Below are 19,651 nucleotides of genomic sequence, written 5' to 3' on the forward strand. Positions count from 1 at the left end.
GCCGCGTGGCGGAGGTCCCTGAGCTTGTCGAAGGGCCGGTCGAGTCTGTGTGCGTTCGTGAACAGTTCCGAACATAAACAAACGCTAATAAACACGTCGTGACCGAAGCGTTACCCTCTCGAATTGACCCGCGCCGCGGAAACCGCGAAGCTGAGGCGGTCCGATTCGGAGAAATCCGCATCCCCCGGGCCTTTCGGTCCCTCAATGCCGAGGAAAGTGCACACGGACGTGACCACGACATTCACACAAAAGCAAACAGATACAAACAAGGTTGATCCGACATCCCGTTCGCGTCGAACCGCCGGATCTCGACCCGAGCGGCTCAGCAGCGGCATGTTCGCTCTGCTCCTCGTCGTGCCGGGCATGGCCCTCATGGCCGTCGTCGTCGCGTACCCGCTGATCTCGGCTCTCGTGACCGCGTTCTTCCGGCAGAGCCTCGTGCTCCCCGGTCGCGAGTTCGTCGGCATCCAGAACATCGTCGACGTGCTCGAGAGCGACTTCCTCCGCTTGCTGATGCAGACGCTCGTCTTCACGCTCGGCACCACGATCGCCCCCTTCGTGATCGGCTTCGCGCTCGCTCTCGCCCTGAACACCCAGATCCGTGGGTCCAAGATCATGCGCGGACTCATGCTCATCCCGTGGCTCGTCCCGGGCGTCGTCGTCTCGTTCCTCTGGATGTGGATCTTCAACGCCAACTACGGCGTGATGAACGCGATCCTGGAGCCGCTCGGCGTGGCGCCGCAGGCGTGGCTCGCGCAGCCGGGCACCGCGATGTTCGCGGTCATCGTCGCCAAGACGTGGCAGTCGTTCCCCTGGATGATGGTCATGCTCCTGGCAGGCCTTCAGACGGTTCCGCGGGAGCTGCACGAGGCCGCCGAGATGGACGGCGCGGGCACGGTCCGCCGGTTCTTCTCGATCACCGTGCCGCAGATCGGCGGGATCATCGGGCTCGTCCTGCTGCTCGAGTTCATCTGGAACTTCCAGCACTTCGACATCATCTACGTCCTCACCGGCGGCGGCCCTGCCGGCTCCACCGAGACGTTCGCCACCGCGGTGTACGAGACCGCGTTCCACGGGTTCGACCTCGGCCACGCGGGGGCCCTCGGTCTGCTGTGGATGGTCCTGCTCATGGCGCTCGTCGTCGTCTACGTCCGATTCTCCGAGAGGGGCGAGAAGCGATGACCAGCACCGCACTGCCCACCGTCACCCCGACCCCCGACGCACCTCCCGTGGTGCCCCCGGCTCCGCGCCGCCGCCGGCGGCAGCTGGCATCCGGTCTCCGCTCCGACCGTCCCGGCGTCCGCCTCGCCGCGTGGGCCGCGGTCATCGTGTGCGGGGGCTTCGCCCTGCTGCCGGTGTACTGGCTCCTCGCGACCTCGCTCACACCGCGCGACCAGGTCTTCTCGTACCCGCCGAAGATCTTCCCGACCCAGGTCACGTTCGACGCCTACGCGGGCCTCGTGGCGAACCCCCAGCTGTTCACCTACCTGCAGAACAGCATCATCGTGTCGGTCATCACGGCCGTGCTCTCGGTGATCGTCTCGGCGTACATGGGGTACTCGTTCTCGAAGTTCCGCTACCGCGGACGGCGGCAGCTGATGTACTTCGTGCTCGCGTCGCAGATGTTCCCGCAGGCCCTTCTGCTCGTGACGCTCTACAGCGTGTTCAGCGCCTACGGCCTGCTGAACACCTACACCGCGCTGGTGCTGTCGTTCACGACCTTCACGCTGCCGCTGTGCGTCTGGATGCTGAAGGGGTTCTTCGACACGATCTCCGACGAGCTCATCGAGGCCGCGCGCGTCGACGGCGCCTCGCGCCTGCGCACGATCCACTCGATCGTCCTGCCGCTGGCCGCGCCCGGCCTCGTCGCCGCGGGTCTGTTCGCCTTCGTCCGCGGCTGGAACGACTTCATCTTCGCCCTCACGCTCGCCGGTCCCGACAAGCAGACGCTTCCGCCGGGCCTCGTCAACACCTACGTCGGAGAAGCGGCGACCGCGTGGCCCGAGCTCATGGCCGCCTCGCTCGTCGTGTCGCTGCCCGTCGCCATCGCCTTCATGCTGCTCCAGCGCTACCTCGTCAGCGGCATGACCGCCGGCGCGGTCAAGGGCTGACCGGCTCCCCGATCCACTCTTCGCTCGCACCTTCAAGCTCGCACCTTCGAGCTCGCACCTTCGAGCTCGCACCGTCAAGGAGGACACCCATGTCAGCTTCGTCCCTGCCCAACCCCCTCATCAGCCGCCGTCGCGCCCTGCAGCTCTTCGGCATCGGCGCCGGCGCCGCGGTCCTCGCGGGCTGCGTGCCCAGCGGCACCGCCGGTCCCGCGGCCGGCGCCGCGGGCCTCGACGGCGGCGACCCGACCGACTTCTCGTTCGCATCGTGGTCGCTCACCGAGGAGTCCGCGAAGCCGGCCCTCGAGGGGACGCTCACCAGCTACGAGAAGGCGAAGGGAGTCGCGATCAAGCGCACCGCCTTCCCGTACAACGAGTACATCAACCAGCTCATGCTGCAGGTGACCGGCGGGCAGTTCACCGGTGCCGCCCACGTCGACGTCGCGTGGCTCGGGAGCCTCGCGGCCACCGGCAAGCTGCAGGACCTGTCGTCGCTGGCATCCGGTCGCGGATACACCTCCTCGGCGCTGCAGGCAGCGACCTTCGACGGCACGCAGTACGCCCTGCCGTGGACGATCGGCGCGATCGGCCTCATCGCCAACTCCGAGACGCTCGGCAAGGTCGGCGTCGCCCCCGACGCCTTCCCGACCACGGTCGACGAGTTCGAGAAGACGCTGGTGAAGCTCAAGGGCCTCGGGGGCGGTCTCATCCCCTACGCCGCCTCGACCAAGGCCGCGCAGCTGAAGGACATCCTCATCTGGATGCAGACCTTCGGCAGCCCGCTCGTCGACGGCGACACGATCACGATCGGCGACGACGCGAGCGTCGAGGCCGTCACCTGGTACAAGGGCCTGTACGACCAGGGCCTCATCGCCGCCGACGTCGACCGCTTCGACGCGCGCAGTCTCTTCGCCCAGGGGCGCGCCGCGATGTACGACGACGCTCCCGTGGGCCGCGGCGCGGTCACCAAGGAGTCGCCCGACGCGAACCTCGCGGCCAAGCTCGCCCCGGTCTCGCGGCCGGTGCTGAAGGCCGGCGACACCCCGCGCGCGCTCGTGTGGGGCGGTGCGATCGCGGTCGTCAACGGCGCGGGCGCGCCCACCGCGGGCGACTTCGCGCAGTACGCCACGAGCGACCTCGACGCGATCCTCGCCGACTACGCGCTGCGGGGGCTCCCGCCGGCGACGACCGAAGCACTCGCCTCGAGCGAGGTGTCCAGCGACACCTTCGGGGCGGCGTTCAGCGAGCGCATCACCGCGACCGCGAGCTCGAACCCGCTGTGGACCTTCACCGCCTACTCGCAGATCGAGTCGGCGATCGCCGATCAGGTGCAGGCCGTCCTGGTCGGGTCCGCTTCGCCGAAGGATGCCATGAAGAAGGCCGGCGAGGCCGCCCAGAAGCTGGTCGGTTGAGATGCGGGCCCTCCGCGGGGGGAGCGCGGCGGCCGTCGCCGCGCTCGCCCTCGGGCTGATCGTCGCGCCTCCCGCACACGCGGAGGGCGGCGCCACGGCGACCGTCGAGGAGCTCCCGTACGCCGTGGACTCGTCGAATCAGGCGGCCTGGTGGAATCCCCTCGACGTCGTGGGCGACGTGACCTACTTCGCCTTCAACGCACCGGCGCCCCAGGCCGCGCGGCACGAGGTGTACCTCGCCTCCCGCGCCGCCGACGGCACGTGGACCGAGGGATGTCTCCGCGCGACCGCCGGGGCCGCCTGCGTGACCTTCGTCGACGACAACGGCCACAACCAGCCCTCGATCGTGGTCGACGGCGACGGGGTCATCCACGCCTTCGTGTCGATGCACAACGAGCAGTGGAACTACTTCCGCTCCGACACCGCGGGCGACGTGCGCACGATGGTGGACCGCACCTCGACCATGCCCGACCTCGACGTCGACATCACCTACCCGGTGACCGCACGCGGGGCCGACGGCGATGCCTGGGTGCTGGTGCGCACCGGGACGGACGCCGATGGGGCGCGCGAGGGAGTTCTGTACCACTTCGATCGGGATGCCGGATCCTGGGCGCGCGAGACGACGATCGCCGCCGCGACGGGCTACTCCTTCTACCCCGACGACCTCGAGGTGTCGCCCGACGGCCGCGTGCACGTGCTGTGGGAGTGGGGACCGTTCCCCGCCGACCCCGCCCGTCACCTCGGCTCGTACGCCGTGTACGACCCCGCGACAGGGACGCTCGCGGACGTCGCGGGCACCACGGTGTCGGGGCCGATCACCCCCGCGTCTGCGGGAGCTCTCATCTGGCGGCCCTTCTCGCCGGGGGAGACCATCGGCAGTTACACCCCCGCGGTGCAGTCCGCGAAGCTCGCGCTCGACGGCTCGTTGCTCGCGGGTATCGGGTACCGCTTCGTCGAGAAGGATCGCTCCGCCTACGACGCACGCTTCGCCCGGTGGAACGGGTCGGCCTGGGCCGACGAGAAGGTCGTCGACACCGCAGCCCTCGGCGACGGCGTCGCCACCTCGGCGGCCATCGACGTCACGCGCGCCGGCTCCACCACCCGCCTTTACACCGTGGTGACCGCGCAGGTCTGCGGCGAGGTGCACAGCCGCGCGGTGGTCGCCGAGCGCGACGACGCGACTTCCGGCTGGTCGTACGCCGGTGTCGGCGAGGCGCGCCGGGGCCAGCAGCGTCTGCGCGCCCAGGAGCGATCGACCGACGACGCCGACGTGGTCTATCTCTCGGCACCGGTCGCGGCTCCGGCCCGGCTCTCGCACGCGGTGGTTCCGCGGGGTGGCCCGGTCGGTCCGGCCACCACGCTGTCGGAGGTGGTGGCCGACCTCCGCGACGACCCGGGCGGGGTGAACGTCGCTCTGGGCGCCACCGCGACCGCCTCGTCGAGCCTGCGCGCCGACACCGGCCCGGAACGCGCCGTCGACGGCGTCTGCAGCGATGCGAGCCGGTGGATCTCGGCCGTCGGAGACACGGCGCCGTGGATCTCGCTCGATCTCACCGCTCCAGCGGCTCTCGCGGAGGTGCGCGTGCGCAGCGGCTACAGCGCCGAGCCGGGCACAGCGGCCGTCCTGCGTTCCTTCGAGGTGCAGGTGCGCACGTCCGCGGGGTGGACGAGCATCGGCTCCGTCACCGGCAACACGCAGCGCCTGGTGAGCATCCCGGCCGCGGGTGTCGTGGCCGACGGCGTGCGCCTGCTCATCAGCGACCCCTCGGCATCCGCCACCGACGTCGCCCGGGTCTTCGAGATCGAGGCGATCGCCGTGGAGTGAGCGCCCGATCCCCCCACCCCGCACCGCACCGGACGGCCCGCGTCCGCAGGAAGGACTCACGCGACATGCGTACACATACAGCCGACTTCGACCTCGTCGTGGTCGGTGGGGGACTCGCCGGAGTCTCCGCCGCCATCGCCGCCGCGCGCCTCGGTCGCCGCGTCGCCCTCATCAACAACCGTCCGGTCCTGGGTGGCAACTCCTCGTCGGAGGTGCGCGTCTGGGTCTGCGGGGCGACCGCCCACGGCAATCAGCGCTGGGCCCGCGAGAACGGCATCATCGGCGAGCTCTACCTCGAGAACCAGTACCGCAACCCCGACGGCAATCCCGTGCACTGGGACGATGTCGTGCTCGACGCGGTCCGGGCCGAGTCGAACATCACGCTGCTGCTGAACACCGACGTGCGCGATGTCGTCGCCACCGGACCCGAGGGGGCTCGCCACATCGTGTCCGTGACGGGGTGGACGATGGGGGCCGAGACCGAGACGGTGCTCCGCGCGCCGCTGTTCCTCGACGGCACCGGTGACGGGTTGATCGGACACCTCGCCGGCGCGCGCGCCCGTCTCGGCAAGGAAGCGCGCGACGAGTTCGACGAGGACTGGGCCCCCGACGAAGCCGAGCGCACCTTCCTCGGCTCGACGCTGCTGTTCTACACGAAGGACGTCGGACACCCCGTCCGCTTCGTCGCCCCCGACTCCGCGAAGGCCATCCGCGACACCCCGATCCCCTCCTCGCGCATCATCCGCAGCGGCGACAGCGGGGCGCACTACTGGTGGATCGAGTGGGGTGGTGAGCTCGACATCGTCCACGACAACGAGCGCATCCGCGACGAGCTGCGCTCGGTGATCCTCGGCATCTGGGATCACATCAAGAACTCGGGCGAGTTCGACGCCGAGACCCTCGATCTCGAGTGGATCGGCAACGTGCCCGGCAAGCGCGAGTACCGCCGGCTCGTCGGGGACTACACGCTGCACCAGCGCGACATCATCGAGCAGACGCGCTTCGACGACGGCGTCGCCTTCGGCGGCTGGTCGATCGATCTGCACCCCACGGAGGGGATGTACTCCACCGGTGCGGGCGCCGTGCAGCGCTTCTCGAACGGTGTCTTCGAGATCCCGTACCGATCCCTCTACTCCGCCGACGTCGACAACCTGCTCATGGCCGGCCGCGACGTCTCGGCGACCCACATCGCCTTCGGCGCCGCCCGCGTCATGGCCACGTGCGCCGCGATGGGGGAGGCGGCGGGCACCGCGGCCGCGCTCGCGCTGACGTACGGCACCTCGCCGCGCGGCGTCTACGAGAGCCACCGCGCCGAGCTGCGGCAGCTGCTGCTCCGCCAGGACGCTCCCCTCATCGGGGTGGCCGACGCCGACCCCGCCGACCTTGCGCTCACCGCGCGCGTCTCGGCTTCCGGCGTGCGCGACGGACTCGGGCCGCACCCCTCCGCGCCGAGCGCCCCCCACCCCCTGGCCCACGACATCGGCATCGTCGTGCCGGTGCACCCGCACCTCGACGGGATCGAGCTCCTCGTCGCGAGCGAGACCGACACCGAGCTCGAGGTCGAGGTCCATTCGACCGGTCTCGCGCAGAACGTCGTCCCCGAGCGGCTCGAGCACCGTGTCACGGTCCCCGTCTCCGCGGGCGACGCCCGCTGGGTGAGCGCCCCGGTGCGCTGGCAGCCCGAGATCCCCGCGAACGCCGTGATCGTGGTCCGGGCCCGGCCCGGCGTGACGCTGTTCACGACGGATGACCTGCCCCCCGGCATCCTGACCCTGGTTCACACCTCGGATGCCGAGGATCAGAACGTGCACGTCAGCCTCGACGAACTGCTGGTGCAGTGGCCGACCAAGCCGCTGCGCGGCCGCTCGATCGTGTTCCGCTCGACGGCCCCGTCCGAAGCTCTCGCCCCCGAGCGCGCCGTGGGCGGGTATCAGCGACCCTTCGGCGGTCCGAACGCCTGGGCCTCGCGACCGCTGGCGGAGGAGCCCGCGTGGCTCCGGCTCGACTGGGACGAGCCCGTGCGTGCGCGCGAGATCGTCCTCGTCCTCGACGATGATCCCGACGTCGAGCTGAACACGCTGCACCACCACCGCGACCCGCACCTGGTGATGCCTTCGCTCGTCCGCGACTACCGGGTCGAGGTGCAGACCGCCGACGGCGCCTGGCACACGGTGGCCGAGGTGGTCGACAACCGGCGACGTCGTCGGGCGCACCCCATCGTGCCGGAGCTCGGGGCGGTGACCGCGGCGCGCGTGGCCATAACGGCGACCAACGGATCCCCCGAGGCGCGCGTCGTCGCGTTCCGCGTCCAGGAGTGAGATGGCCCGCGATACCGTATCCCCCAGAGTCGATCGGCCGACCAGGCGTGCGAGGAGTTCCCCGATGACCGATTCCCCCTCGACGGCGCGGCGGGTCTCTCCCCTGACCCGGCGGGAGCGCACCGGGATCGTCGCCCTCGCCGTCCCCAACCTGGAGGAGCCCTACTTCGCCGAGCTGACGACGCTCCTGGCGCGCGGGGCGGAGGCGCGGGGGCTGTCGATCCTCATCCAGCAGACCGAGGGCGACCACCAGCGCGAGATCGACATCGCCAACGGCGTGGGTCTTCCCGCGACCGACGGCCTGATCCACATCCCACGCTCGCTCACCGTCGGCGACCTCACCCGCCGCACGTCGCCGGGACCGCTCGTGCTCCTCGGCGAGCACATCGCCGTGAGCCCGTTCACGCACGTCTCGATCGACAACCGGCGCACGGCCGACCTCGCGACCTCGCACCTGGCATCCGTCGGGTGCCGCCGGGTCGCCTTCATCGGCCCGCGCCTGTCCCGACCCTCGGATGCCGCGGACCAGCGCTTCACCGGCTATCGCGACGCGGTCGCCCGCCTCGGCATCGCCGACGACCCCGGACTGATCGTCGCGGTCGACGCCTTCACCCCCGAGGAGGGGGTCGCCGCCCTGCGCCGACTGCACGCGGCGGGGACCCCGTTCGACGGGGTCGTGTGCTCGAACGACTCCGTCGCCTTCGGCGTGCTCGCCGCGCTCCACGAGGTCGGCCTCACCGTCCCGGCGGATGTCGCGGTGATCGGCATCGACAACGTGCACGCCGCGACCTACTCGGTCCCCGCGCTCACCTCGGTCGCCCCCGACGACCAGGGCATCGTCGAGGCGGCGTTCACCGAGCTCGAGCGGCAGATGGCCGCGCCCCCGGGGGCCGACGTCCCCGTGCGGCACATCGTGGTGGATGCCACGGTGATCGCGCGCGCGAGCACGGCCCGGTGACGCGCGGGACTGTCGCCGCACCGCCCCGGGCGGCGCGGCGATCCTCAGTCGTCCGTGGAGTCCAGGGGCGCCACCCAGAGCTCGGCGACGTGGGAGCGGAGCACCTCTTCGTCGTCGGCCGCGATCCCGTCGTCGGTCACCACGAGATCGACCTCGTTCAGGTCGACGATGGTCGTGAGCCCCACGGCGCCCCACTTCGAGTGGTCCGCGAGCACGACGGCGCGCGCTCCCGCGGCGACGAGCGCGCGATTGGTCTCGGCCTCGAGCAGGTTCGAGGTGGTCAGCCCCGCCGTCACCTCCATCCCGCGGACGCCGAGGAAGACGACATCGCAGTGCAGGTGCTCGAGGGATGCCACGGCGACCGGGCCCACGAGAGCGTCGGTGGGCGTGCGGACGCCGCCGGTCAGGACGACGGTCTGCGTGTAGGGCTCGTCGGCGCGGTCCGGACGCGCGAAGACGTCGGCGACGGGGAGCGAGTTGGTGACGATCGTGAGGTCGGCGACGCCGCGCAGCTCCCGCGCGAGCGCCCACGTCGACGAGCCGCCGCTGAGTCCCACGGACATGCCCGGCTCGACGAGCGCCGCCGCGCGGCGCGCGATCGCGGTCTTCTCCGCGCCGTGGCGGCGCGACTGCGCGGTCAGGTCGCGAGCGGGGGCGTCACCGGGTCGCGGGTGGCGGGCGCCGCCGCGCACCTTGTCGACGTGGCCGTCGGCGGCGAGGACGTCGAGGTCGCGGCGGATCGTCATCTCGCTCACGCCGAGAGCGGCGGCGAGGTCCGGAACCGCGGCGGCGCCGTGGCGGCGCACCTCCGCCAGCAGGCGGGATCGGCGTTCGGCGGCGAGCACGATCGCTCCTCTCGGTCGGGCCTCCAGTCTTCCACGGCGGCCCGCTCATGACGGGCGCGACGATCGAGCCCGGCGACGGCGACTACGGCTTCGACCTCGCGGCGCTCCGGGCCGTGCCGCCGGTGCCGCCTCCGCCCGGCTTCGTCGAGCGGTGGCGGTCCTGGTACGACGAGGCGCTCGCGGTCGACCCCGACCTGCGCGTGCGCCCGCTCGGCCGCCGCGAGGGACGCGACCTGTTCGCGGTGGAGCACGTCGTCTCTGGCGGACTGCGCCTCGGCGGTTGGTTCGCCACGGCCGTGGACGGGCGCCCGACCCGCGTCGGAATCGTGCACAGCCACGGCTATGGCGGGCGCGAGGAGCCCGAGTTCGATCGCGTCCCGGAAGACGCCGCGGTCTTCTTCTCGCTCGCCCGGGGACAGGGACGCCTGAACGCCGGGGTCGGTGCGCCAACCCCCGCCGAGGGGCATGTGCTGCACGGCATCCGTTCGATCGACGACTACGTGCTCGGTCGCTGCGCGGTCGACCTGTGGCACGCCGGATCCGCGCTGCGCACCCTCGCCGGGGACGTTCCCCTCTACCTCGTCGGCGAGAGCTTCGGGGGAGGGATCGGGGCCCTCGCGCTGCCCTGGGACGAGCGGCTCGTCGGGGCGACGCTGATCGTCCCGAGCTTCGGTCAGTACGACCTCCGGCTGCGGATGCCGTGCGAGGGCAGCGGCGAGCGCGTTCGGCAGTATGTCGCGGCGCATCCTTCCGCGCGCGAGGTGCTGCGCTTCTTCGACGCGTCGACCGCGGCCGGCTTCGCGCGCGTGCCCGTGCGGGTCGAGGCGGCGCTGGTCGACCGGCACGTGCCGCCTCCCGGGCAGTTCGCCGTCGCGAACGCGATCGATGCCGCGCCCGGGGCCGAGCTCGAGCTCGCCGTCCTCCCGTATGGGCACCGCGAGTACGACGGCCTCGGCGCGGTGCGCTCCGCCGCGTTCGCCGCGACCCGCGACCACATCTCCCGTTCTCTCGGCCGCTGAGGAGCCCGATGCCGCACTTCGATCTTCCGCTCGACCAGCTCGAGACCTTCCGTCCCCCGCGCGACGAGCCCGCCGACTTCGACCGCTTCTGGGCCGACACGCTCGTCGAGGCGCGAGCGGCCGGGTGGGAGCCGCGGTTCCGTCCCGTCGCCGCCCACGACAGTGGGGTCACCGGTGTCGAGGTCGACGACGTGGAGTTCGCGGGCTTCGGCGGCCACCCCGTCCGGGCGTGGCTGCTCCGACCGCGCGGGGCGAGCGGGCCGCTGCCCTGCGTCGTGCAGTACATCGGATACAACTCCGGCCGCGGCCTCGCGCACCAGCACACGCTGCTGCCGAGCGCGGGCCTCGCCGTTCTCGTGATGGACACACGCGGACAGACCAGCGGCGCCCTCCCCGGATCGACCCCCGACCCGGTGGGGAGCGCCCCGCACCCCTCGGGGCGGTTGACGGACGGCCTCGACGACCCCGCGAACTCGTATTACCGTCGCGTGTTCTGCGACGCGGTCCGCGCCGTCGACGCGGTCCGTGCGCACCCGGCGATCGACCCGGACCGCATCGCCGTGTGGGGCGGGAGTCAGGGCGGCGGCATCGCGCTCGCGGCGGCGGCGCTCGCCGAGGGGCTCGTCGCCGCGGCCGTCGACTTCCCGTTCCTCAGCGCGATCCGCCGCGCGGTCGCCCTCACCGACGCGGCGCCGTACAGCGAACTCGTCACGTATCTGCAGACCCGGCGGGGCGACGAGGACGAGGTGTTCCGCGTGCTGTCGTACGTCGACGGGGTCAATTTCGCCGCGCGCGCGAGCGTTGCCGCGATCTTCTCGGTGGGACTCCGAGATGCCGTGTGCCCGCCCTCCACGGTGTTCGCGGCCTACAACCATTACGCGGGGGAGAAGAGCATCCGCGTCTATCCCTACAACGGCCACGAGGGCGGGGGACCGCACCACCAGCTCGTCGTGCTGAGGGAGCTCGCGCGCCGTCTCGCGTGAATCCGTGAGCACCGTCGGCGGTCCCCTCGCGGCGGAGGCCCCTGAGCTCGTCGAAGGGTCCGCCTCAGCCCGCAGCCTCCGCCGCCCGGCCCGCCACGGCGCGCAGGGCGCGCAGCACCCGCCGCACGGCCGCGTACGCCAGGGCGTCGGGCCGCGCCAGCACGTCGACGTGCCGCACGAGCGCGAGGTCGGCGAGGGGCCGCAGCACGAGCCCGTGCCCGGCGAGCGGGAGCCCGGTGGTCCGCGGCAGCACGGCGATCGCCGCCCCCGCCCGCACCACCTCGGCAGTGACCGAGAACTCGTTGATGCGGTGCGCGATGTCGAGCGGGCGCCCGAGGTGCGCCGCGAGATGATCGAGCACCCCGGCGAGCGGGAATCCGGGATGCACCGACACCCACCGTTCGTCGGCGAGGTCGTCGGCGATCAACGCCTCGCGCGCGGCGAGCGGGTGCCCCGCGGGCAGGGCGATGTCGAGCGGTTCGGTCAGCAGCGGTGACGCGACCACCCGATCCTCGGGCCATGGTGGGTCGTGCGAGAGTCGGTGCGCGATCACGAGGTCATGGTCGGCGGTGAGCCCCGGGAAGTCGCTGTGCGCCACGTCGGCGTCCGCGAGTCGGACGGGAGGGATGCCGCCGAGCTCGCGCAACAGCGGACCGAACAGCGCGAGCCCCGCACTGTGGAAAGCCGACACCCGCACCGGGCGGTCGTCGCTGTCGAGGAACGCGCCGACCGCCTCCCGCGCCGCCGTCAGGGCTTCGTCGACCCGGGTTCCCGCCGCCGCGAGCGCCTCGCCCGCGGCGGTCAGCGTCAGCACCCGCCCGCGGCGCACGGTGAGCGGTACGGGGACCCGGGCCTGCAGGTGCGCGAGCTGCTGCGACACCGCGGAGGCCGAGATGTGCAGCGCCACGGCGACCGCGGCGACGCTCCCGCGGTCGCCGAGCTCGCGGAGGAGGCGGAGGTGTGCGGCATCCATAAGTCTGAACTTACGGGACGGTGAAGCAAGCTGTTCTTGTTCTTCTGCTTTCCGGCGACCACGGTGGACGCATGACCCGCCGTACGCCCGAGATCGTCGTCGACGTGCTCCTCATCGCCGTGGCGGCGGTGTGGGGCGCGAGCTTCCTCGCCGCGAAAGAGCTCGCCGCCGAGGTGGGCGTCGCCCCCGCCGTCGCGCTGCGCTTCCTCGTCGCCGCCTCCGCTCTCGGCGTGATCTGCCTCATCCGGAGGGAACGGATGCCGCGCGGCCGAGGCCTCGCGATCGCCGCGCTCCTGGGATGTTCGCAGGCGGCGGTGATCGGCCTCGAGACCTGGGGCGTCCACCTCACCTCGGCGACGAACGCGGGGCTGCTGATCAGCCTCGCTCTCGTCTTCACCCCGGTGCTCGAGAGCATCGCCTCGCGCTCGTGGCTGCCGCGGTCGTACTTCGTCGCCGCGGTCGCCGCTGTGGTCGGGGTGGCGCTCCTGGTCTCGGGTGCCGGGTTCCGCCTGCCGACGGCGGGAGACGCCCTGGTCATCGCCGCCGCCGTCGTCCGTGCGGTGCACGTGACTGCGAGCGGGCATCTCACGCGAGGTCGCCGCGACAGCACCCTCGCGGTCGTGTGCGTGCAACTGGTCGTGTGCGCGCTGACGTCGTCGGCGGTGGCCGGCGCCGACCTTCCCCTCGCGGTCGGCCGGCTCACGGCATCCGGGTGGGTCGACGTGCTGTTCCTCGGCCTGATGTGCTCGGTGTTCGCCTTCGTCGTGCAGCTGTGGGCGGTGCGGCGGACGTCGGCCACACGCGCGAGCATCCTCATGGGCACCGAGCCCGTGTGGGCGCTCGCCGTGGGAGTGGTGATCGGTGGGGAGGCCCTCGGTCTGCCCGGCCTGGCCGGAGGAGCGCTCATCATCGCCGCGTCCTACGCGGGCCAGGCGATCGAGCGTCGCCACCGCGCCGCGGCCCCCGCTCCCGCCCCGAAGGCCGCCGAGACGGCGCGGAGCTGACGACTCCCCGCCGCAGGCAACGGCGTCCTCAGCGGGAGGCCGTCTCGCGGTTCGCGGCGACCGGTCGTGCCCCGCCGTAGGCTGGACGCATGCACGGCGAGTACAAGGTCCCGGGGGGAAAGCTGGTCGTCGTCGACCTCGAGGAGCGCGAGGGCCGCATCCACGGCTTCCACCTCGCGGGAGACTTCTTCCTCGAACCCGACGACGCCCTCGACGACATCGACGCGGCCGTGAACGGGCTGCCCGTCGAGTCCGACGTCCCCACGATTGCGGCGGCCATCCGCCAGGCGCTGCCCGCGGGCGCGCAGCTGCTCGGCTTCACGCCCGAGTCGGTGGCCACGGCCATCCGTCGCGCGCTGGTCACGGCTCCCGGCTGGTCCGACTTCGAGTGGGAGGTCGTCCACGATCGCCCGGTCTCGCCCCGCATGAACCTCGCCCTCGACGAGGTGCTCACCGCCCGCGTGGGCGCGGGGCTCCGCAAGCCCACGCTGCGCCTGTGGGAGTGGAACGAGAACGCCGTCGTCATCGGTTCGTTCCAGTCGCTGCGCAACGAGGTCGACCCCGAGGGCGCCGAGAAGCACGGCTTCGACGTGGTGCGCCGCATCTCCGGCGGCGGCGCGATGCTCATGGCCGCGAACTCGATCGTGACGTACTCGCTGTACGTGCCGGCATCCCTCGTCGCCGGAATGACCTTCGCCGACTCGTACGCCTTCCTCGACGACTGGGTGCTGCAGGCCCTCCGCTCGCTCGGCATCGACGCGGTCTACCAACCGTTGAACGACATCGCCGGACCCCACGGCAAGATCGGCGGAGCCGCACAGAAGCGCCTCGCCAACGGCGGCGTTCTGCACCACGCGACCCTCAGCTACGACATGGACGGCCAGGTCCTCACCGAGGTACTGCGCATCGGTCGCGAGAAGCTCAGCGACAAGGGCACCGTCTCGGCCGCGAAGCGCGTCGACCCGCTGCGCAGTCAGACCGGTCTGCCGCGCGATGAGGTCATCGAGCGCTTCATCCAGACCTTCACCACGCTCTACGGCGCGACCGAGGGGCACATCTCCGACGAGGAGTACGCCGAGGCCGAAGCGCTCGTCGAGACGAAGTTCGCCACCGACGCGTGGCTGCAGCGCGTCCCGTGAGCACCGAGGCCCTGCCCGACGCCCCCGCCCCCGGCCGCGTCGAGATCCACCATGCCGACAACCTCACCGTCACCCCGGCCTACGCCGACGGCTCGTTCGCTCTCGTCTACCTCGACCCGCCGTTCAACACCGGGCGTACCCGCTCGAAGGCCGTCGAGTCGGCGACGTGGACGCCCCCGGTCGAAGAGCCTCAGGATGCCGCAGAGCCCGAGGCTGTGGCATCCGATCCCAACATGCTCGACTTCCCCGAGGAGGAGCCGCCCCCGCCGCCTGTGGTGCAGCGCGGCTTCCACGGGCGCGAGTACGCGCGGCTGCGCGGAGACCTGCGCACCTACGACGACCGCTTCGACGACTACTGGGGCTTCCTCGAGCCGCGACTGATCGAGGCGTGGCGCCTGCTCGCCGATGACGGCACGCTCTACCTGCACCTCGATTACCGCGAGGTGCACTACGCCAAGGTCATGTGCGACGCGCTGTTCGGTCGCGACAAGTTCCTCAACGAGCTCATCTGGGCGTACGACTACGGCGCGAAGACCAAGCGCCGCTGGCCCACGAAGCACGAGACGATCCTCGTGTACGTGAAGAACCCCGCGACCTACTTCTTCGATTCGGATGCCGTGGACCGCGAGCCCTACATGGCTCCCGGTCTCGTGACCGCCGAGAAGGCCGCGCGTGGCAAGATGCCCACGGACGTCTGGTGGCACACGATCGTGCCGACCACGGGCCGCGAGAAGACCGGTTATCCGACGCAGAAGCCCGAGGGCGTGCTGCGGCGCATGGTGCAGGCCTCGAGCCGCCCCGGCGATCGCGTGCTCGACATGTTCGCCGGCAGCGGCACGCTCGGCGCGGTCGCCGCCCCGCTCGGCCGCGACGCCGTGCTCATCGACGACAACGCGGATGCCGTGGCCGTGATGCACAAGCGCCTGGAGCCGTTCGCGGGCTGAGCGGGCTTGGTTGCGGCCGCGCCGTCGCGGCAGTGCCGTCGTGGCCTGTGCCGTGCCGTCGTGCGGAGTCGGAGGGTGGACGCGCCGTGGGCGGTGTGCTCGTGGCGGCGTGTCGTCCGCCGTTTCCGCGGGATGGTGCCGGCTCGCCCGGCCTGCGGCCCCCGATGTCGGCGGCCGCGCCTAGGGTGAGCCCATGGAATTCGGAATCTTCGTCCCCCAGGGCTGGCGCTTCGACCTCGTCGGCATCGACCCCTCCGAACACTGGCGCGTCATGAACGCGCTCGCCCAGAGCGCCGACGACGGCCCCTGGGCATCGCTGTGGGTCTACGACCACTTCCACACCACGCCGGTCCCGAGTGCCGAGGCCACACACGAGGCGTGGACGCTCATGGCGGCTTTCGCGGCGGCGACCGACCGCGTGCGCCTCGGCCAGATGTGCACCTGCATGGGTTACCGCAACCCGGCGTATCTCGCGAAGGTCGCGGCCACCGTCGACGCGATCTCGGGCGGCCGTGCCGAGATGGGCATCGGGGGCGGCTGGTACGAGCACGAGTGGCGCGCGTACGGCTACGGCTTCCCGCCGATCGGCGAGCGCCTCGGCCGCCTGCGCGAGGGGGTCGAGATCATGCACCAGGCCTGGACCACGGGCGAGGCCACGCTGTCCGGGAAGTACTACGAGGTCGAGGGCGCGATCGTGCAGCCGCAGCCGCTGCAAGACGGCGGCATCCCGCTGTGGATCGCGGGCGGCGGTGAGAAGGTCACGCTCAAGATCGCGGCGAAGTACGCCTCGTACACGAACTTCGGCGGCTCGATCGAGGAGTTCGAGCACAAGACCGCGGTCCTGCGCGGGCACTGCGACGCGCTCGGTCGCGATGTCGGCGAGATCACGCAGTCGACGAACTTCAACACGATCGTCGCCGAGACCGAGTCCGAGGCCGAAGAGCGTCTGGCGGCCGTCGTCGCGCGTCTTCGTCCGCACGTGGGTGACGAGCGGGCGGATGCCATCGAGGCCGACTACCGTTCATCGGACGCGTTCGGCACCCCCGAGCAGATCGTCGAGCGTCTGCGCGAGCGCGCCGCGCACGGCCTCGGCTACGCGATCCACTACTTCCCCGAGGCGGCGTACGACACCTCCGGCATCTCGCTGTTCGAGCGCGAGGTGATCCCCGCCCTGTAGGAGCGCGCGGCGGGCGGCTGTTGTGCCCGAGAGCAGCCGTCCCCGATGCTCCGATGCCCGAGAGCAGCCGCGCCCCGACGGCGGTCTCCCCGCCCCGCCCCACTCACCTCGACGCACCGCGCGCGTCAGACGAGCGGATCCACGTCGGCGTAGGCGCCGACCTCGACGGGCGGGGCGGATGCCGTGACGTCGAACACCCGCGCACGCCGATCCGCGGCATCCCACCGCGGCCACCCGGGGTCGCCGTCTCTCACGAACGCGACCGCCGCACCGTGCACTTGGTCGGCGAGTGCCCGCGGAGGGGAGTCTCCGGCGATCGCGGTCACCCCATCGGCGTCAAGGTGATCGAACCAGAAGGGCACGTCGAGGCAGTGGCATGCCCCGCCGAACACCGGCGACGACCAGGCGAAGCGGTAGACCCAGGTCGCGGGCCTCGACACGGCGAGCGAGCCGCCGTGCGATGCCGCGGCACCCGCCGTCTTCTTCGCGCTGCGAGCCGCCGTCGGGGCACCGGACGCCGTCGTCGCGGCATCCGCTGTCCTCTCCGCCTCGGCGAGAGCGACAGCCGTTGCCCGCGCCGCGCGCAGCACGGTCGCGCGGATCACCCGGTCGGTGGCGTACCCACCGAGCACCGCCGCCGTTCCCCGACGCCGCGTGCGCTCGAGGTAGGCGCGCCTCCGCGAGCGACCGAGACCCAGCACGGCCAGCGCCAGCGACACGGGCACGACCCGCAGCGCGGCCCGGTAGCGAGAGGTCAACATCGTGAACTCGTCGTCGGTCGAGCCGATGACCAGGGGCACGCCGGGCTTCGCGGCGAGCGTCTCGAGCGGATGCCGCGGCAGCACATCGCCGTCGACCACCGGCCCAAGGGGAAGCCCCTCGTCGAACAGTGCCGCCAGCACCGCGAGGGCGCGTCCGCGCGCGGGCTTGCCGGCGGCTTTCTGCAGCGCGATCAGCCGTTCCTCGGGCACGGTCGCGAAGCCTTCGCGGTCGGCGGCGACGCCGGCCAGCGCCGCCACGCGTTCGGTGAAGCGCCGGGCGGCGTCGACGGTGACGGCGCCGATCGCGGGCGAGATCACCATCGCGCCGTGGAAGAGTCCGGATGCCGCCGGACTCGCCATCAGCGCGAGAACCGCCCCGCCGCCCGCCGACTGCCCGGCTACCGTCACACGCGCCGGGTCGCCGCCGAACGCCCCGATCTCGTCGCGTACCCACTCGAGGGCGGCGATCTGGTCCCGGAGGCCGCGGTTCGCGGGCGCCCCCTCGATGAGGCCGAAGCCGTCGAAGCCGATCCGGTACGAGATCACGACGGTGATCACCCCGTCTCGCGCGAACGCGTCGCCGTCGTACCACCGACTCGCGGGCGACCCCGAGGTGTAGCCCCCGCCGTGGATCCACACGAGCACCGGGAGGGCGGCATCCGGATCCCGATCGGCGGGCGCGAAGACGTTGACGTTCAGGGTGGCGTCGCCCGGGACGCTCGGCTCGGGGATGAGGGTGATGCCGGCGTCGCCCCGCTGCGCGGTCGGCCCGTAGGCGGTCGCGTCGCGGTCGCCCTCCCAGGGCTCGACGGGCACCGGCGCGGCGAAGCGCAACGGCCCTACCGGGGGCTGCGCGAACGGGATGCCGAGGAACACGGCGGTCCGACCGCGGCGGAATCCCCGCACACGTCCCTTCGAGGTGGTGGCGAGCACGGCGGCATCCATGCCCCCATCCTGCACGTCCGGACTCAGCCCCGATCGTCGTCCCACCAGCGCAGGGTGCGCAGGGCGAAGAACGTCAGCCAGCGCGAGGGCTCGCCCGCCGGAACGTCGACCGGGAACCACTCGCGCCCCTCCGGCGGATACGCCTGATGCCAGGTGCCGTCGGCATCGCGCGACGTCCGCACGCGCGCGATGGCGTCGGCGAGACGCGGGTCGGGCGCGGTGCCGTCGAACCGAGCCGCGGCGCGGAAGTGATCGAGGGCGCGGAGCGCACTGTAGCGGAAGCGGAACGGGTACCCCAGGTGATGCGCCCACGTGTGCCGCTCGCCGGTGGACAGCCGGTAGAGCAGCTGCCGTTCGAGCAGATACTCCTCGGCACCCCTGCGCGCCGCGTGCAGGTCCGGCGTGCCCCCGGTGCGCCACTCGTCGTCGAGGATCCCGATCACCGCGTTGAGCGTGGAGTGGAACGACGACCTCATCGACCCCTCCACCCACTCGCAGTTCCAGCCGCCGTCACCGAGCTGGTGCTCGACGAACCAGTTCCGGATGCCGCTGACATCCGCTCCGAGCCACGCTCCGTTCGCGAGGGTGAAAGCGTTGATGCAGGCGTCGACCTCGCCGCCCCAGAAGGGCAGGTCGTCGTACTCCCAGCGCGCGTTGCGCGCGAGGAGCCCGGCGGTGTCGGGGCGGAGGGCCTCGGCATCCACTCCCCATTCGCGCAGGCTCATCAGCGACCAGGATGTCGCCGTCCACGGCTGCGGGTCGCCCCGCGTGAAATCGGCGGGGAAGTGCGCGCCGCCCGCCCAGAGCCCGTCGTCTCCCTGCACGGCGAGAAGCTGGGCCCCGAACCCCTCGAGCGGCACCCGGGCGCGGGTCGCCTGCCATCGCTCCTCGGGGGCGTCGAGAAGGTCGCGTTCGACCTTCCACCGCAGGCTCGGATCGCTGTCGGCCAGCCAGGCCAGGACATCGTCGTCGGTCATCTGGGCAGGCTACGCCCGGCCGGAGGGCGTCGCCAGGTCGCCGCCCTTGCCGCGTGAGAAACGCCGTGTCGTGCGAAACACGCGGTGCGGCACCGTGTCTCGTCAGGGGCGGCGTTTCTCGCGTGAAGGTGCGGGTCCGCGACGGTGCAGCGAGTGCTCGCGCGGGCGCGGGCACTCGCTGCACCGGCTGTCCCTTATACACCTCTGCCGCTGCCGACGCTCTTACGCGTTTAGATCTCTGGCTGCTCGCTATGATCAAACTA

Annotated in this window: 16 protein-coding genes; 12 read left to right on the plus strand and 4 right to left on the minus strand. The window is 71.9% G+C overall.

The annotated features are described in order from the left end of the window. Positions 1–333: 333 nt before the first annotated feature. From NS220_RS10515 to NS220_RS10540, 6 genes are all read left to right on the plus strand, one after another. The gene (locus NS220_RS10515; RefSeq protein ID WP_058624008.1) at positions 334–1,182 is read left to right on the plus strand and encodes a carbohydrate ABC transporter permease; all 849 of its coding nucleotides are present in this window, start codon (positions 334–336) and stop codon (positions 1,180–1,182) included. Further along, a complete protein-coding gene (locus tag NS220_RS10520; RefSeq protein ID WP_058624009.1) occupies positions 1,179–2,111 on the plus strand; it encodes a carbohydrate ABC transporter permease in 933 nt (310 codons plus the stop codon). The genes NS220_RS10515 and NS220_RS10520 overlap by 4 nt, the downstream gene beginning before the upstream one ends. Before the next feature lie 89 nt (positions 2,112–2,200). Next, on the plus strand, positions 2,201–3,520 hold the full coding sequence (locus tag NS220_RS10525) for a sugar ABC transporter substrate-binding protein (RefSeq protein WP_058624010.1): 1,320 nt from the start codon (positions 2,201–2,203) through the stop codon (positions 3,518–3,520). A gap of 1 nt (position 3,521) precedes the next feature. Continuing rightward, the gene (locus NS220_RS10530; protein ID WP_058624011.1) at positions 3,522–5,345 is read left to right on the plus strand and encodes a BNR-4 repeat-containing protein; all 1,824 of its coding nucleotides are present in this window, start codon (positions 3,522–3,524) and stop codon (positions 5,343–5,345) included. 65 nt (positions 5,346–5,410) lie between these two features. Beyond that, complete coding sequence (locus tag NS220_RS10535; RefSeq protein ID WP_058624012.1) at positions 5,411–7,663, plus strand: FAD-dependent oxidoreductase; 2,253 nt, start codon at positions 5,411–5,413, stop codon at positions 7,661–7,663. Positions 7,664–7,727: 64 nt separating this feature from the next. Beyond that, positions 7,728–8,621 carry a LacI family DNA-binding transcriptional regulator gene (locus tag NS220_RS10540; protein WP_058624013.1) on the plus strand — a complete coding sequence of 298 codons (894 nt, stop codon included), beginning with the start codon at positions 7,728–7,730 and terminating at the stop codon, positions 8,619–8,621. A 44-nt stretch (positions 8,622–8,665) separates the two neighbouring features. Here NS220_RS10540 and NS220_RS10545 read toward each other — a convergent pair whose 3' ends face one another. Continuing rightward, positions 8,666–9,466, minus strand: coding sequence for a DeoR/GlpR family DNA-binding transcription regulator (locus NS220_RS10545; RefSeq protein ID WP_193755338.1), 801 nt, complete (start codon positions 9,464–9,466; stop codon positions 8,666–8,668). Positions 9,467–9,513: 47 nt separating this feature from the next. On the opposite strand from NS220_RS10545, the gene NS220_RS10550 reads away from it, so the two are divergent. Continuing rightward, positions 9,514–10,485, plus strand: coding sequence for an acetylxylan esterase (locus NS220_RS10550; RefSeq protein WP_058624015.1), 972 nt, complete (start codon positions 9,514–9,516; stop codon positions 10,483–10,485). 8 nt (positions 10,486–10,493) lie between these two features. Next, positions 10,494–11,468: an acetylxylan esterase gene (locus tag NS220_RS10555; protein WP_058624016.1), complete on the plus strand. Its 975-nt coding sequence runs from the start codon at positions 10,494–10,496 to the stop codon at positions 11,466–11,468. Positions 11,469–11,532: 64 nt separating this feature from the next. On the opposite strand, the gene NS220_RS10560 is transcribed toward NS220_RS10555, so the two are convergent. Further along, positions 11,533–12,441: a LysR family transcriptional regulator gene (locus NS220_RS10560; RefSeq protein WP_058624017.1), complete on the minus strand. Its 909-nt coding sequence runs from the start codon at positions 12,439–12,441 to the stop codon at positions 11,533–11,535. A 71-nt stretch (positions 12,442–12,512) separates the two neighbouring features. Here NS220_RS10560 and NS220_RS10565 point away from each other — a divergent pair, with 71 nt between their 5' ends. The 4 genes from NS220_RS10565 (at position 12,513) to NS220_RS10580 (ending at position 16,705) form a co-directional block, all read left to right on the plus strand. Beyond that, positions 12,513–13,445 carry a DMT family transporter gene (locus tag NS220_RS10565; protein ID WP_058624018.1) on the plus strand — a complete coding sequence of 311 codons (933 nt, stop codon included), beginning with the start codon at positions 12,513–12,515 and terminating at the stop codon, positions 13,443–13,445. A gap of 89 nt (positions 13,446–13,534) precedes the next feature. Then, positions 13,535–14,584 (plus strand): lipoate--protein ligase family protein, encoded by a 1,050-nt coding sequence (locus tag NS220_RS10570; protein WP_058624019.1) that lies wholly within the window; start codon positions 13,535–13,537, stop codon positions 14,582–14,584. After that, the gene (locus NS220_RS10575; RefSeq protein WP_242864594.1) at positions 14,563–15,528 is read left to right on the plus strand and encodes a site-specific DNA-methyltransferase; all 966 of its coding nucleotides are present in this window, start codon (positions 14,563–14,565) and stop codon (positions 15,526–15,528) included. Before NS220_RS10570 ends, NS220_RS10575 begins: the two co-directional genes overlap by 22 nt. 193 nt (positions 15,529–15,721) lie before the next feature. Beyond that, positions 15,722–16,705, plus strand: coding sequence for an LLM class F420-dependent oxidoreductase (locus tag NS220_RS10580; protein ID WP_058624021.1), 984 nt, complete (start codon positions 15,722–15,724; stop codon positions 16,703–16,705). A 125-nt stretch (positions 16,706–16,830) separates the two neighbouring features. On the opposite strand, the gene NS220_RS10585 is transcribed toward NS220_RS10580, so the two are convergent. Together NS220_RS10585 and NS220_RS10590 are read right to left on the minus strand one after the other, a co-directional pair. Beyond that, positions 16,831–18,411, minus strand: a complete 1,581-nt coding sequence (locus NS220_RS10585) for a carboxylesterase/lipase family protein (RefSeq protein WP_058624022.1) — start codon at positions 18,409–18,411, stop codon at positions 16,831–16,833. 23 nt (positions 18,412–18,434) lie between these two features. Then, complete coding sequence (locus NS220_RS10590; protein ID WP_058624023.1) at positions 18,435–19,388, minus strand: hypothetical protein; 954 nt, start codon at positions 19,386–19,388, stop codon at positions 18,435–18,437. Positions 19,389–19,651 lie beyond the last annotated feature (263 nt).

The organism is Microbacterium testaceum (genome assembly GCF_001476655.1).
Classification (GTDB): Bacteria; Actinomycetota; Actinomycetes; order Actinomycetales; family Microbacteriaceae; genus Microbacterium; species Microbacterium testaceum_C.

Bases quoted from the DNA above. Each gene is read 5' to 3' on its own strand.
- NS220_RS10565 (WP_058624018.1), top strand. From the start codon at position 12,513: ATGACCCGCCGTACGCCCGAGATCGTCGTCGACGTGCTCCTCATCGCC.
- NS220_RS10570 (WP_058624019.1), top strand. From the start codon at position 13,535: ATGCACGGCGAGTACAAGGTCCCGGGGGGAAAGCTGGTCGTCGTCGAC.
- NS220_RS10520 (WP_058624009.1), top strand. From the start codon at position 1,179: ATGACCAGCACCGCACTGCCCACCGTCACCCCGACCCCCGACGCACCT.
- NS220_RS10530 (WP_058624011.1), top strand. From the start codon at position 3,522: ATGCGGGCCCTCCGCGGGGGGAGCGCGGCGGCCGTCGCCGCGCTCGCC.
- NS220_RS10590 (WP_058624023.1), bottom strand. From the start codon at position 19,388: ATGACCGACGACGATGTCCTGGCCTGGCTGGCCGACAGCGATCCGAGC.
- NS220_RS10525 (WP_058624010.1), top strand. From the start codon at position 2,201: ATGTCAGCTTCGTCCCTGCCCAACCCCCTCATCAGCCGCCGTCGCGCC.
- NS220_RS10515 (WP_058624008.1), top strand. From the start codon at position 334: ATGTTCGCTCTGCTCCTCGTCGTGCCGGGCATGGCCCTCATGGCCGTC.
- NS220_RS10560 (WP_058624017.1), bottom strand. From the start codon at position 12,441: ATGGATGCCGCACACCTCCGCCTCCTCCGCGAGCTCGGCGACCGCGGG.
- NS220_RS10540 (WP_058624013.1), top strand. From the start codon at position 7,728: ATGACCGATTCCCCCTCGACGGCGCGGCGGGTCTCTCCCCTGACCCGG.
- NS220_RS10550 (WP_058624015.1), top strand. From the start codon at position 9,514: ATGACGGGCGCGACGATCGAGCCCGGCGACGGCGACTACGGCTTCGAC.
- NS220_RS10555 (WP_058624016.1), top strand. From the start codon at position 10,494: ATGCCGCACTTCGATCTTCCGCTCGACCAGCTCGAGACCTTCCGTCCC.
- NS220_RS10535 (WP_058624012.1), top strand. From the start codon at position 5,411: ATGCGTACACATACAGCCGACTTCGACCTCGTCGTGGTCGGTGGGGGA.
- NS220_RS10580 (WP_058624021.1), top strand. From the start codon at position 15,722: ATGGAATTCGGAATCTTCGTCCCCCAGGGCTGGCGCTTCGACCTCGTC.
- NS220_RS10585 (WP_058624022.1), bottom strand. From the start codon at position 18,411: ATGGATGCCGCCGTGCTCGCCACCACCTCGAAGGGACGTGTGCGGGGA.